This window comes from Streptomyces sp. CoH27, assembly GCF_020181035.1.
Taxonomy (GTDB): Bacteria; Actinomycetota; Actinomycetes; order Streptomycetales; family Streptomycetaceae; genus Streptomyces; species Streptomyces camelliae.
Genome location: NZ_JAIQYY010000002.1, coordinates 108,101 through 121,961, shown reverse-complemented (window position 1 = coordinate 121,961; position 13,861 = coordinate 108,101). Strand labels below are relative to the sequence as shown.

Genomic DNA, 13,861 nt, shown 5'->3' with positions numbered 1-13,861 from the left:
GCTGCAAAGGGGGGACGTCTCGTCACGTGGTCACCTGCTTGCTGTGCGGGATGTGCGAACGCGCCGGCCGGAGGAACTCCGCCCACCGGCGCGATCGTTCATCCTGCCGTATCCGGAACACCAGTTCGCACCCGGACCGGCGTCCCGCGGGCAGCCGGCTCAGATGATGCCCTCCGCGAGTTCGGCCTGGTCACGGTCGTTGCCGTACGCGGCGGCCGTCGGCGTGCCGTACGAGCGGCGGGCGACGTACCACCAGACACTCGCGAGGACCAGGACCACGGCGAGCGCCACCGAGGCGTAGTTCATCGTGTCGACGGTCACCGGCGAGGCCTGCGGCAGGCAGAACAGCACGGTCACGGCGGCGACCCAGATCACCGCGATCCAGCCGATCGGCTTGCTCCAGCGGCCCAGTTGCCACGGCCCCGGCTGGAAACGGTCGCCCGCGCGCAGCCGTAGCAGCACCGGGATGGCGTAGGCGGGCGTGATCCCGATGACGTTGATGGCGGTCACCGCGTTGTACGCGGTCGCCGAGTACAGCGACGGCAGGGCGAGGACGCCGGCCACGACGACGGACAGCCACACGGCGGCGACCGGTGTCTGGGTGCGGCCGCTGACCTTGCGCCACAGGTGCGAACCGGGCAGCGCGCCGTCCCGGCTGAACGCGAACACCATCCGGCTGGCCGCGGCCACCTCGGCGTTGCCGCAGAAGAGCTGGGCGATGATCACGACCAGCAGCAGCGCGCTCGCGCCGTCGGTGCCGAGCCCGTCGAGCAGGATCTGCGCGGGCGGCACCCCGGTCGCGGTGTTGCGGGTGGCGTCGTAGTCCTGGATGGCGAAGGTCAGTCCGGCGAGCAGGACGAAGCCGGCGATCCAGGACGCCCAGATGGAGCGCACGATGCCCTTGGCCGCGGACACCGACGCCTGCGAGGTCTCCTCCGACAGATGCGCGGAGGCGTCGTAGCCGGAGAACGTGTATTGCGCGAGCAGCAGGCCGATCGCCGCCACGTAGACCGGGTTGTGCCAGCCGGTCTCGTTGACGAACTTCGTGAACACGAAGGACGCCGACCGGTGGTGGTCGGGGACGATCGCGAGCACGCCGACGATCAGCGCGACGCCCGCCAGATGCCACCACACGCTGATCGAGTTGAGCAGGCTGACCAGGCGGACGCCGAACAGGTTCAGCACCGCGTGCAGCAGGAGGATGGCACAGAAGATCAGCATGGTCTTGCCGGGCGTCGGTGTGAAGCCCCACTGGAGGTTCGCGAACGCGCCGGCGAACAGGGCCGCGCCGTAGTCGATACCGGCGATCGCGCCGAGCAGACCGAGCAGATTCAGCCAGCCCGTGTACCAGCCCCAGCGCGGCCCGCCGAGGCGGTCGGCCATGTAGTACAGCGCGCCCGAGGTCGGATAGGCGCTGGTGACCTCGGCGAGCGCGAGACCGACGCACAGCACGAACAGGCCGACGCCCGCCCAGCCCCACAGCATCACGGCGGGACCGCCGGTGTTCAGGCCGAAGCCGTACAGCGTCATGCAGCCGGACAGGATCGAGATCACCGAGAAGCTGATCGCGAAGTTGCCGAAGCCGCCCATGCGGCGGGCCAGCACCGGCCGGTAGCCGAGTTCACGCAGCCGCTGCTCCTCGTCCTGCTGGAGCAGGCCCGGCGAGGCCGGGAGCGAGGGGGACGGCGAGGGCGAGGGGTCGGGGGTGGCGGACATGCGGGGGGGATCCTCCGGTCGACGGGGTTGCGGACGTGGGGCGTTGCGTTCAGGGGCGGGTCGCCGCCCGGCAGCGGTCGCGGGCCTGGAGGAAGATCTCCAGGGCCCGGTGGCGGTCGGGGGTGCGGTACATCCAGGGCGGGGGTGTGAAGTACGGGCCGACCGCGTCGAACACCCGGGCCGCGTCGGGGAATTGCAGGGACCCCCACAGGGCGTGGGCCAGATGGTTGAGGTCCAGCAGCGAGCGTTCGTCGCGGCGGGTGTGCTCGAACCACGCGTGCAGGGCGCGCCGCGCCTCGCGGGCCGCGTCCTCCGCCACCCAGTGCAGGTCGAGCGCCGCGTCATGGCCGCTGTCGCGCCGGTAGCGCTCGACCCGGACGTACAGCGGCAGCACGTGCAGCGCGGAGCCGGCCGGGGCCTGCGCGGCGGCCCAGTGCGCGTAGCCGGCGGCCTCCGCGAGCCGGCCCGTGCCGCCGCGCGCGTACAGGAACTGCAGCATCCGGTGGTGCGCCTCGCGGTTGTGCGGGTCCCGCTTGCCCGCCTCGGCCAGCAGTCCCCAGGGGCCCGGCGGCAGCATCGGCTCGGGCGCGGGCGCCCGGTGCTCCTCCCAGCGCTGCTCCGGGTCCAGCTGGGCGAGCGCCAGCAGACACACCCAGGGCACCGGGTCGTGCGGGGCGCTGCGGGTGGCGGACTGGGCGGCGTCCCAGGCCTCGATCCACAACTCGTGGGTACGGCGGTGCCGTTCGCGCTGCGCGCGAAGAGCCCGCTCCACCGCCACCCGGGCGTGCATCACCACGGCGTGCACGCTGCCCGGCTCCTCGGCGAGCCAGGCCCGCACCACGTCGGTGCCGGCGGCGGCCGCCGCGAGGACCTGGGTGCGCTGGGTCCACTGCCACCAGTCCCGGGTGTCCGCGAGAAGCGTGCGCATGGCCATCCAGCGGCCGGTGCGCAGGTCCTGCAACGCGGCGCGCAGGGCGCGGTCCGGACCGGCGGGGTCATAGGAGGGGCGTGCTCCTTCTCGGGCCATCAGCCGTCGGTCCCGGGCCACTGGCGCATCGGCGAGGTGGCGGGGTGGCGTAGCAACAGCCCTCCTGTGGGCGGGGATTGAGGTGCGGTGCGGTGGTCGGCGGTCACTATAGAGGGGGAGGTTGCACCCCACCATTGTTGTCAACTCAACTATTTATCCCGCGAGTTGAATGTCCGCCGGTGCTTGACTCCGGACGCGGCGCGACGGCAGGCTGACGCGGTGTGATCTTCGAGGTGCGACGGGAGAAGGTGCGATGACGGGGCCGGTGCTCGCCGTCGACCAGGGCACGTCCGGCACCAAGGCGCTCGTGGTCTGCCCGGAGCGCGGGGTCCTCGGCACCGGCTTCGCCGAGGTCCGCCCCCGGTATCTGCCCGGCGGCCTGGTCGAGGTGGACCCCGCCGAGCTCTACGACTCGGTGCTCACCGCCGGCCGCCAGGCGCTCGCCGAGGCCGCCGAGCCGGTCGTGGCCCTGGGCCTCGCCAACCAGGGCGAGACCGTCCTGGCCTGGGACCCGGTCACCGGCCGCCCGCTCACCGACGCCCTGGTCTGGCAGGACCGCCGCGCCGAGTCGGTCTGTGCCGAACTGGCCGATCACGCCGACGAGTTGCGCCACCTGACCGGTCTGCCCCTCGACGCGTACTTCGCCGCCCCCAAGATGGCCTGGATCCGTCGCAGGCTCACCCGCGAGGGCGTCGTCACCACCTCCGACGCCTGGCTGGTCCACCGCCTCACCGGCACCTTCGCCACCGACGCCGCCACCGCCGGCCGCACCCAGCTCCTCGACCTGGACAGCGCCCAGTGGTCGCAGCGGGCGCTGGAGATCTACGGCCTGGCGGACGAACAGCTCCCGCGGGTGACGGACAACGCCCAGCACATCGGCACGACGACGGCATTCGGCGACGACATCCCGCTCACCGGCCTGGCCGTCGACCAGCAGGCCGCCCTGCTCGCCCAGCGCGTCACCCGCCCCGGAACCGCCAAGTGCACCTACGGCACCGGCGCGTTCCTGCTCGCGCACACCGGCGACCGGCCCCGGCGCAGCACCTCCGGCCTGGTCGGCTGTGTCGCCTGGCGGCTCGCCGGCACCACCGGCTACTGCCTCGACGGCCAGGTCTACACGGCCGCCTCCGCCGTCCGCTGGCTCACCGATCTCGGCGTCCTCTCCTGCGCCGCCGACCTCGACCCCGTCGGCGGCGCCGTCCCCGACAGCGGCGGCGTCACCTTCGTCCCCGCCCTCGCCGGACTCGCCGCCCCCTGGTGGCGCGGCGACCTGCGCGGCTCCCTCACCGGACTCGGCCTCGACACCACCCCCGGCCACCTCGTGCGCGCCCTGTGCGAGGGCATTGCCGCCCAGGTCGCCGAACTCGCCGACGCCGCCGCGAGCGACCTCGGCACCGGCCTCGACGGCTTGCGCGTCGACGGCGGCCTGACCCGCTCCGCGCTCCTCATGCAGACCCAGGCCGACCTGCTGCAACGCCCCGTCGAGGTGTCCGCGCTGCCCGACGCCACCGCCCTCGGCGCCGCCACGCTCGCCCGTCTGGGCGCGGACCGTACCCTGGGCGTCGACCAGGCCCTGCCCGACGGGGAGCCCGCCGCCGTGTACGAGCCCCGCATCAGCGCCGACCAGGCCGCCGCACGCCGCGACCGTTTCCGCGCCGCCGTCCAGTCCCTGCTCGGCTCATGACCGTCACCGCGGACGGGCCACTGCCCGAGACGGCGTACGACGTGGCGGTCGTCGGCGCCGGAGTGGTCGGCTGCGCCATCGCCCGCGCGCTCGCCCGCCACCCCCGGCTGCGCATCGCCCTGGTGGAGGCCCAGGACGACGTCGGCCAGGGCACCTCCAAGGCCAACACCGCGATCCTGCACACCGGTTTCGACGCGGCCCCCGGCACCCTGGAGGCCCGCCTGGTCCGCGACGGCTACGAGCGGCTCGGCGCCTATGCGGCTGAGACCGGCATCCCCGTCGAACGCGTCGGCGCCCTGCTGGTCGCCTGGGACGAGGAGCAGCTCGCCGCCCTGCCCCGGCTGGCCGCGAAGGCCGAGCGCAACGGCTACCACGAGACGCGCCCGCTGAGCCCCGGCGAGCTGTACGCCCGCGAACCCCGCCTCGGACCCGGCGCGCTCGGCGCCCTGCACGTCCCCGGCGAGAGCATCATCTGCCCCTGGACGACGACTCTGGCGTACGCCACGCAGGCGGTCCGCGCGGGAGTGGACCTGCACCTCAACACGTCTGTGCAGCACGCGAGTCGGCAGGACGGCGGCCATCGCCTGCTGACCTCCCGCGGCACCTTGCACGCCCGCCGCCTGGTCAACGCGGCCGGACTGCACGCCGACACGGTCGACCGCCTCCTCGGCCACGAGGACTTCACCGTCACCCCGCGCCGCGGCCAGCTGCTGGTGTACGACAAGCTCGCCCGCCCCCTCGTCCGGCACATCCTCCTGCCGGTCCCGACCGCGCTCGGCAAGGGCGTCCTGGTCGCACCCACCGTCTACGGCAACGTCCTGCTCGGCCCCACCGCCGAGGACCTGGACGACAAGCGGGCCACCGGCTCCACCGCCGAGGGCCTCGCCGGACTGCGGGACAAGGGCCGCCGTATCCTGCCCGACCTGCTTCAGGAGGAGGTCACCGCCGTCTACGCCGGACTGCGCGCGGCCACCGGCCAGGAGGACTACCGCATCTCCGCCCACGCCGGACAGGGCTACGTCACCGTCGGCGGCATCCGCTCCACCGGCCTGACCGCGTCCCTGGCGATCGCCGCCCACGTCACCGGCCTGCTGGCGGAAACAGGCCTCGACCTCGGCCCGCGACGCGAACTGGAACCGGTGACCATGCCCAACCTCGGCGAGTCCTTCCCACGCCCCTACCAGCGCCCCGAACTCATCGCCGCCGACCCCGAGTACGGCACTCTGGTCTGCCACTGCGAACGCGTCTCCCGAGGCGAGATCCGCGACGCCCTGGCCGGCCCGATCCCACCCCGCACCCTGGCGGGCCTGCGCCGCCGGACCAGGGCCCGCGCGGGTCGCTGCCAGGGCTTCTACTGCGGGGCGGCGGTGCAGGAGCTGTTCGAGAGGGCGCGGGCGTGACGGCCGGGGGAAGCGTGTCGGGGACCGGCGGGACGGGGCATGACGTACCGGACCCGTCCAGCCGACGGGCCGACGTCCTGGTCGTCGGTGCGGGGCCCGCCGGGCTGGTCGCCGCCGCCAGGCTGGCCTCCTCCGGAGCCGGCCGGGTCGAGGTGCTGGAGCGGGAGCAGGAGGCCGGGGGAGTGCCCCGGCACTGTGCCCACGGCGGCTTCGGGAGCCGCAGCCGCCCGCGGACCGGCCCCGAGTACGCCCACCTGCTGGCGGAGGCGGCAGCGCGGGCGGGCGCCGTGATCCGGACCGGGGTGACCGTCCTGGACTGGGGGGCGTCGTCGGGTGCCATGGCCTCCCCGGGCCTGCCGGGGGCGAGGGTGGCCGAGGCGGGACGGGGTACCCCGGATCAGGGCGGGGCGTCTGCGGCGGTGCCGTCCGGGGTGGGCCGGCGCGTGCCGGAGGGAGTGGCCGGTGCCGGTGCCGTGGGCGGTGGTCTCGGGCGTCACGCCGTCGGTCCGGAGCGAGGGCCGGTGCTTCGCGTCGTCGGCCCCGGCGGTCACGAGACCATCGCCGCGCGGGCCGTCGTCCTCGCAACCGGTGCCCGTGAACGCCCCTGCACGGCCCGGCTGGTGCCCGGGACCCGTCCCGCCGGGGTCTGCACCACGGGTGAACTCCAGCAGGCCGTCCACCTGTTCGGGCAGCACATCGGCGCCCGCGCGGTCGTCGTCGGCGCCGAGAACGTCTCCTACGCGGCGGCCGACACCGTACGCGCGGCCGGGGCGGAGGTCGTGGCCCTGGTCACGGAACAGCCTCGCGCCCAAGTCCCGCTGTATCGTGCCCAGTCGGTCCGGCTGGGTCGCGGTATCGCGCTGCTGACGGAGACCACGGTCACCGAAATCCTCGGCCACGGACGCCTGTCCGGGGTCCGGGTGCGCCACCGTGACGGCCGTACCACCGTCCTGGCCTGCGACACCGTCGTGTTCACCGGCGACTTCATCCCCGACCACGAACTCGCCCGCCGCGGCGCCCTCGTCCTGGACGCCGGCACCCGCGGCCCCGCCGTGAACGGTTCCCTGCACACCTCGCGGTACGGGGTCTTCGCCGCCGGGAACGTCCTGCATGCCGTCGAACCCGCCGCCACCGCGGCCCGCGAGGGCGCCCGCGCGGCCGGAGCCGTCCTGGACTTCCTCGGCACGGGCACGGGCACGGGCGCGGGCTGGCCCGGCCCCGGACTTCCGCTCACCGTCGAGGCCCCGCTGCGCTGGATCGCCCCGAACCGCGTCAGCCCGGCGGCCCGGCCGGAGCAGTACGTCCTGCGCACCGAAGTCCCGCTGCACCGACCCGCGTTGTACGTCCGCCAGGACGGCCGCCTCCTGCACCACGAGCGCCGCGTCCCCGGCACCGTCCTGCCCCATCGCACCCTGACCCTCGGTGCCGGCTGGCACCACCGCGTCGATCCCGAGGGCGGACAGGTGCGGGTGAGCGCGGAAGCGTGACCGGCACCTGCCCCGGGCGGGACCGCACGCGGTCCCGCCCGCCCGCTCAGATCTCGCTGAACGACCCGTGCCGCCCCGCCCCCGACGCGAACCGGGCGGCGCCCTGGGCGCTCTGTGCCAGTACGCCCATGCCGTGCCGGAGTTCGGTGCGCATGGCCGCCTCCTCGTCCAGGCCCTCCTGGTCGAGGACCGACGCGCGGTCGCTGCGCAGACAGGCCTGCGGGAAGCGGGCGATCCCGGCCGCCAGCGTCTCGGCCTCGGCGCGGGCGGACCCCGTGGGCACCACGCGGTTGGCGAGGCCCATCTCGTACGCCTCCCGGGCCGGGACCGGGCGGCCGGTCAGGATCATGTCCATGGCCCGGCCGGCGCCGATCAGCCGGGGCAGCCGGAGCGTGCCGCCGTCGATCAGGGGTACGCCCCAGCGGCGGCAGAACACGCCGAAGACGGCGTCCTCCTCCGCGACCCGCAGATCGCACCACAGGGCGAGTTCCAGACCGCCCGCGACCGCGTGCCCGGCCACCGCCGCGATCACCGGCTTGGACAGCCGCATCCGGGTCGGCCCCATCGGCCCGTCCCCGTCCTCGGCCACCCGGTTGCCGCGCTCCGTACCGATCGCCTTCAGGTCCGCGCCCGCGCAGAACGTCCCGCCCTCACCCCACAACACCGCCACCCGGGCACCGTCATCCGCCTCGAACTCCCGGAAGGCGGCGGCGAGTTCGGCGGCCGTGGGGCCGTCGACCGCATTGCGGGCCGCGGGCCGGGACAGGACGACCGTGGTGACGTACTCCTTGCGCTCCACGCGGACCGGCACGGCGCACTCCCTTGCTTCGGCTGGGAGGGCCACTCTGCCTCAGATGACCTTCAGCCGCACCAGCGCCCCCAGGGTCAGCGCCCCCGGCACCAGCGGCACCCACACGGTGATGATCCGGTAGGCGAGCACCACCGCCGTGGCCACCGCCACCGGGCCGCCCGCCGCCACCAGCGCCACGATCAGCGCGGCCTCGACGGAGCCGAGCCCGCCCGGGGTGGGCACCAGCGCCACCGCCACCGTCGCGGCCAGGTACGCCAGCGCCATGTGGGCCGGAGGCACCCCCAGCCCCAGCGCCTGCCCGACCGCCACCAGACCGGCGGCCTGCAGCGCCGGAAAGGCCAGCGAACCGCCCCACAGTGCGAGTGCCCGCGCCGGGCGCATGTGCACCGAGCGGGCCTCGCCGAGCGCCGTGCGGACGAAGCCGAGCACGGCCGCGCGCAGCCGTCGTACGAGGGACAGCGCGGCCACCGCCACCGCGAGCACGGCGCCCGCGACCGCCAGCAGCGGGGCGACCGCCCCGGCCGGGATCAGGGTGCCGAGCCGCAGCGCGTCGGGGAAGGCGAGCAGCAACGCGGTCAGCAGGCTCAGCCGGCCCACCGACTCGGCGAGCAGATACAGCGCGAGCGCGGCGGAGGAGCGGGCGAGCGGCACCCCGCACACCGTCATGAACCGCAGGTTGACCGCGCCGGCGCCGAGCCCGGTCGGCAGCAGGTGGTTCGCCGAGCCGGCCGCGAACTGCGTGGCCAGCAGCCGCCAGCGGGGCAGCGGCTGGATCACCGCGCCCTGCCGGGTGAAGGCGGCGGCCACCCAGGTCAGACACGTGGCCCCGCCCGCCGCGAGCAGCCAGGGCCACGAGGCGGTCCGCAGATGGCGGAAGCCCTCGACGAGCACCGACCGGTGCTGGACGGCGACGACGGTGACGAGCAGGAGCGGGAGCAGACACAAGATCTGCCGCACCGGCAGCCGCCGGGCGAGCCTCGGCAGGCGGCCCTGGCGCAGCTCGGAGGGGTGTACGGGGGTCACACCCCGAGAGGTTTTCCGTGCCGTCCCAACGGCGGGTGGCGCGAGCGCGGACGGCGGATTACAGACTGTGGTCATCGGGGTCCGTGGGAGTCTCGGTGGGGGTGAAAAGCGGCGGACATTGACCTCAACGAAGCTTGAGGTTCTACGTTCTTGCACATGAGCATGGAGACCACCGCTTGGACGCAGCTGCACAGCGTCATGAACGCGCAGAACGACCGCCGCCCCCTCGCCCGCGCCACGCTGCGCCGTATCGCCGCCTTCGCCCGCCCGCATCGCGCGGGCATCGTCCGGTTCGTACTGTTCGGGGTGGTGTCGGCCCTGCTCGCCGTCGCGACCCCCGTGCTCGCCGGCCGCGTCGTCGACGCGATCGTGGCGGGGCACGACTCCGGCCGGGTCGTCCGGCTCTCCCTGCTCATCGCGCTCGTCGCGCTCGCGGAGGCGGGGCTCGGCATCCTCGGACGGCGGCTGTCGTCGTCGCTCGGGGAGGGACTCATCCTCGACCTCAGAACGGCTGTGTTCGATCATGTGCAGCGCATGCCCGTCGCGTTCTTCACACGGACTCGTACGGGCGCGCTCGTCAGCCGTCTCAACAACGACGTCATCGGCGCCCAGCGCGCCTTCGCCAACACCCTCTCGGGCGTGGTGAGCAACCTGGTCACGCTGGTGCTCACGCTCGCGGTGATGCTGACCCTGTCCTGGCAGATCACTCTGCTCGCGCTGGTGCTGCTGCCGGTGTTCGTGCTCCCGGCCCGCCGCATGGGCAGCCGGATGGCCAGGATGCAGCGGGAGGCGGCGGCGCTGAACGCGGCCATGGGCACCCGGATGACCGAGCGGTTCTCCGCGCCCGGCGCGACCCTGGTCAAGCTGTTCGGCCGCCCCGAGGAGGAGTCGGCGGAGTTCGCGGCCCGCGCCGCCCGCGTCCGGGACATCGGGGTGCGGACGGCCACCGCCCAGTCGGTGTTCATCACCTCCCTCACCCTGGTCTCCGCGCTCGCCCTCGCCCTGGTCTACGGCCTCGGCGGCTGGTTCGCGCTGCACGGCACCCTCCAGGCCGGCGCGGTCGTCTCCCTCTCTCTGCTGCTGACCCGGCTGTACGCCCCGCTGACCGCGCTCGCCGGCGCCCGGGTGGAGGTGATGAGCGCGCTCGTCAGCTTCGAGCGGGTCTTCGAGGTGCTGGACCTCAAGCCGCTCATCGAGGACAAGCCGGACGCGGCCGAGGTCCCCGAGGGCCCGGTCGCGGTCGAGTTCGAGGACGTCCGCTTCGCCTACCCGGCCGCCGACCAGGTCTCCCTCGCCTCCCTGGAGGAGGTCGCCGCCCTCGACACCCGCGGCGGCTCCGAGGTCCTGCACGGCATCTCCTTCCGCGCCGAACCCGGCCAGACCGTCGCCCTCGTCGGCTCCTCCGGCGCCGGGAAGTCCACCATCGCCCAGCTGCTGCCGCGGCTGTACGACGTCGACGCGGGCGCCGTCCGCATCGGCGGGACCGACGTGCGCGACCTGACCGCCGCCTCCCTGCGGGCCACCCTCGGCATGGTCACCCAGGACGGCCACCTCTTCCACGACACCGTCCGCGCCAACCTGCTGCTGGCCCGCCCGGGCGCCACCGACGAGGAGCTGTGGGACGCCCTCGACCGCGCCCGCCTGGCGGAGGTCGTACGGTCCCTGCCCGACGGCCTGGACACGGTCGTCGGCGAGCGCGGCTACCGGCTCTCCGGCGGTGAGCGCCAGCGCATGACCATCGCCCGGCTGCTGCTGGCCCGCCAGCGGGTGGTGATCCTGGACGAGGCCACCGCCCACCTGGACAACACCTCCGAGGCGGCCGTCCAGGAGGCGCTCACCGAGGCGCTGGAGGGCCGTACCGCCGTGGTCATCGCCCACCGGCTGTCCACGGTCCGGGCCGCCGACCAGATCCTGGTCGTGGAGGCCGGGCAGATCGTGGAACGGGGGACGCACGAAGAGCTGCTGGCCGCGGAGGGGCGGTACGCCGAGCTGTACCGAACGCAGTTCGCCGCTGCGGCGTGAGCGGTTGCGGGGGTTCGCCGTAGGGGCCGGGGGGGGGGCGTTTCCGGCTGCGGGTTCGTGGCTGGTCGCGCGTTCCCCGCGCCCCTTCGGGGCGGGCCCAGGAGAAGTCGGTTATTGCTGCACCCCTTGACTCCATTGGTCCGTACCTTTAGTTTCACGCCTTAAACAAAGCCTGCGGTCTCCCCAGCGCCCACTGCTCCCAAGGGCGTTGGCCCCCCCACGAAAGGCCACCCCGCACATGGCCAGACCTCTCCCCGCGGCCGACGGCGGCACCACCGCGGCCGTGCCGATGGCCGTCGCGCCGTACCTCTACAACGGCTGCGGCAGCCCGCCGGACCCCTTCGCCTGCTGCACCGGCTGACCCCGGCCCCGAAGGAGAATCCCCGTGCCCTTACTTTCCCGCCGCCGCAGATCCGCGGTGGCCGCCCTGGTCGGCGCGGCGGCCGCCTGTGTGCTCACCGCCGCACCGACCCCCCTGCTCACGGCCACGCCCGCGCATGCCGCTACCGCCCTGCCCACCGGATTCGCCACCCTCATCAACGCGGCGAGCGGCACGTGCCTGGACGCCAAGGCCGCCGCTACCGCCGACGGCACCGTCGTGCAGCAGTACACCTGCAACGGCACCACGGCCCAGCAGTGGAGCCTCACCGATGCCGGCAGCGGATACGTCCGCGTCGGCAACGCGAACGACACCGGCCAGGTCCTGGACGTCGTCGACGTCTCCACCGCCGACAACGCGCCGGTCCAGCTGTGGAGTTACGGCGGCGGCGCCAACCAGCAGTGGCAGGCCGTGGACGACGGCGGCGGAGCCTTCCACTTCGTCAACAGGAACAGCGGCAAGTGCCTGGACGATCCGGGCGCGTCGCTCGCCGACAGCACGCAACTCCAGCAGTACACGTGCAACGGCACCGCCGCCCAGCGCTTCCAGGTAGTCCCCGTGACCCAGTCCACGAGCGACCCCGACCTCGGCCCGAACGTCATCGTCTTCGACCCGTCGATGCCGTCCTCGACCATCCAGAGCAGGCTGGACACCCTCTTCAAGCAGCAGGAGACCAACCAGTTCGGATCCCAGCGCTACGCCGTCCTGTTCAAGCCCGGCGCCTACAGCGCGGACGTCAACGTCGGCTTCTACACCCAGGTGCTGGGCCTCGGTCTGACTCCGGACGCGGTGACGGTCGACGGCGCGGTGCACGCCGAGGCCGACTGGTTCCAGGGCAACGCCACGCAGAACTTCTGGCGCGGCGCCGAGAACCTCTCCGTCAACCCCACGGGCGGCAGCGACCGTTGGGCCGTCTCGCAGGCCGCGCCGTACCGGCGCATGCATCTGCGGGGCAACCTCGCCCTGGACGACGGCGGCTGGTCGTCCGGCGGCTATCTCGCCGACAGCAAGATCGACGGGCAGGTCAACTCCGGTACGCAGCAGCAGTGGATGACCCGCAACTCCCAGCTCGGCAGCTGGACCGGGGCCAACTGGAACATGGTATTCACCGGCAGCCAGGGCGTGCCCGCCACCAGTTTCCCGAACCCGCCGTACACCACCGTCGCGCAGAGCCCTGTCGTCCGGGAGAAGCCGTTCCTGTACATCGACGGCTCCGGGAACTACCAGGTGTTCGTGCCGGCCACGCGCTCCGACACCACGGGCACCAGCTGGGGCAGCGGCAGCCCGGCCGGGACCTCGCTGCCGCTGAGCCGGTTCTACGTCGCCAAGCCCGGCGCGACTGCCGCCCAGCTGAACGCGGCCCTCGCCGCCGGCCAGAACCTGCTGGTCACGCCCGGCGTCTACCACCTCGACCAGACCCTGAAGGTGACCCGCCCCGACACGGTCGTCCTCGGCCTCGGGCTCGCCACCTTCGTCCCGGACAATGGCATCACCGCGATGACCGTCGCCGACGTCGACGGCGTCGAGCTCGCGGGCCTGCTCTTCGACGCCGGCACCACCAGCTCGAAGACCCTGGTCGAGGTCGGGCCGGCCGGCTCCGCCGCCTCCCACGCGGCCGACCCGACCTCCCTGCACGACGTCTACTTCCGCATCGGCGGCGCGGGCGTCGGCAAGGCGGCCACCAGCCTCGTCGTCAACAGCAACGACGTCATCGGCGACCACATGTGGCTCTGGCGTGCCGACCACGGCAGCGGCGTCGGCTGGACCAGTAACACCGCCGACACCGGGCTGGTGGTCAACGGCGCGGACGTGACCATGTACGGGCTGTTCGTCGAGCACTTCCAGAAGTACCAGGTGATCTGGAACGGCAACGGCGGCCGCACCTACTTCTTCCAGAACGAGATGCCGTACGACCCGCCGGACCAGGCCTCCTGGATGAACGGCGGCACGAAGGGCTACGCCGCCTACAAGGTCGCGGACTCCGTCACCAGCCACCAGGCGTACGGCCTCGGCAGCTACTGCTACTTCGACGTCGACCCGAGCGTGACGGCCGACCGCGCCTTCGAGGTGCCGGACACCGCGAACGTCCGCCTCACCAGCATGGTCACGGTCTCCCTCGGCGGCACGGGCACCATCAGCCATGTCGTCAACGGCAGAGGAGGGCCGTCGAACTCGTCGTCGAACGTGGCGGACCTGGTCGGCTACCCGTGAGTGAGCGGACCGGTCGGCTACCCGTGAGTGAAGGGTGTGGCCCCACGGACGTGTGAGGCGCCCTCGCGTGGATACGCGGTGAGGACGGAACCCGGGTTCGT

10 protein-coding genes are annotated in these 13,861 nt (G+C 73.6%); 6 read left to right on the top strand and 4 right to left on the bottom strand.

Going from position 1 to position 13,861, the window contains the following annotated elements:
* Positions 1 to 159 precede the first annotated feature (159 nt).
* Together LE548_RS03330 and LE548_RS03325 are read right to left on the bottom strand one after the other, a co-directional pair.
* Complete coding sequence (locus tag LE548_RS03330) at positions 160 to 1,716, bottom strand: amino acid permease (protein ID WP_225095081.1); 1,557 nt, start codon at positions 1,714 to 1,716, stop codon at positions 160 to 162.
* A 49-nt stretch (positions 1,717 to 1,765) separates the two neighbouring features.
* Complete coding sequence (locus tag LE548_RS03325) at positions 1,766 to 2,743, bottom strand: hypothetical protein (RefSeq protein ID WP_225095080.1); 978 nt, start codon at positions 2,741 to 2,743, stop codon at positions 1,766 to 1,768.
* 253 nt (positions 2,744 to 2,996) lie between these two features.
* Here LE548_RS03325 and LE548_RS03320 point away from each other — a divergent pair, with 253 nt between their 5' ends.
* Genes LE548_RS03320 through LE548_RS03310 form a run of 3 tightly spaced genes read left to right on the top strand, consistent with a single transcriptional unit; the run spans position 2,997 to position 7,314 of the window.
* Positions 2,997 to 4,427 carry an FGGY family carbohydrate kinase gene (locus LE548_RS03320; RefSeq protein ID WP_225095079.1) on the top strand — a complete coding sequence of 477 codons (1,431 nt, stop codon included), beginning with the start codon at positions 2,997 to 2,999 and terminating at the stop codon, positions 4,425 to 4,427.
* Complete coding sequence (locus tag LE548_RS03315) at positions 4,424 to 5,827, top strand: FAD-dependent oxidoreductase (RefSeq protein WP_225095078.1); 1,404 nt, start codon at positions 4,424 to 4,426, stop codon at positions 5,825 to 5,827. Before LE548_RS03320 ends, LE548_RS03315 begins: the two co-directional genes overlap by 4 nt.
* A 14-nt stretch (positions 5,828 to 5,841) precedes the next feature.
* The gene (locus tag LE548_RS03310; protein WP_225095077.1) at positions 5,842 to 7,314 is read left to right on the top strand and encodes an FAD-dependent oxidoreductase; all 1,473 of its coding nucleotides are present in this window, start codon (positions 5,842 to 5,844) and stop codon (positions 7,312 to 7,314) included.
* 46 nt (positions 7,315 to 7,360) lie between these two features.
* Here LE548_RS03310 and LE548_RS03305 read toward each other — a convergent pair whose 3' ends face one another.
* Positions 7,361 to 8,125: a crotonase/enoyl-CoA hydratase family protein gene (locus tag LE548_RS03305; RefSeq protein ID WP_225095076.1), complete on the bottom strand. Its 765-nt coding sequence runs from the start codon at positions 8,123 to 8,125 to the stop codon at positions 7,361 to 7,363.
* A gap of 39 nt (positions 8,126 to 8,164) precedes the next feature.
* Positions 8,165 to 9,082, bottom strand: coding sequence for a lysylphosphatidylglycerol synthase transmembrane domain-containing protein (locus LE548_RS03300; protein WP_308029880.1), 918 nt, complete (start codon positions 9,080 to 9,082; stop codon positions 8,165 to 8,167).
* Between the two features lie 228 nt (positions 9,083 to 9,310).
* On the opposite strand from LE548_RS03300, the gene LE548_RS03295 reads away from it, so the two are divergent.
* The 3 genes from LE548_RS03295 to LE548_RS03290 all read left to right on the top strand — a co-directional run bounded on the left by LE548_RS03295 (position 9,311) and on the right by LE548_RS03290 (position 13,760).
* Complete coding sequence (locus tag LE548_RS03295) at positions 9,311 to 11,170, top strand: ABC transporter ATP-binding protein (RefSeq protein ID WP_225095421.1); 1,860 nt, start codon at positions 9,311 to 9,313, stop codon at positions 11,168 to 11,170.
* 238 nt (positions 11,171 to 11,408) lie between these two features.
* On the top strand, positions 11,409 to 11,531 hold the full coding sequence (locus LE548_RS45325; protein WP_263635644.1) for a hypothetical protein: 123 nt from the start codon (positions 11,409 to 11,411) through the stop codon (positions 11,529 to 11,531).
* 24 nt (positions 11,532 to 11,555) lie between these two features.
* Positions 11,556 to 13,760, top strand: a complete 2,205-nt coding sequence (locus LE548_RS03290) for an RICIN domain-containing protein (RefSeq protein WP_374116016.1) — start codon at positions 11,556 to 11,558, stop codon at positions 13,758 to 13,760.
* The last annotated feature ends 101 nt before the right edge of the window (positions 13,761 to 13,861 follow it).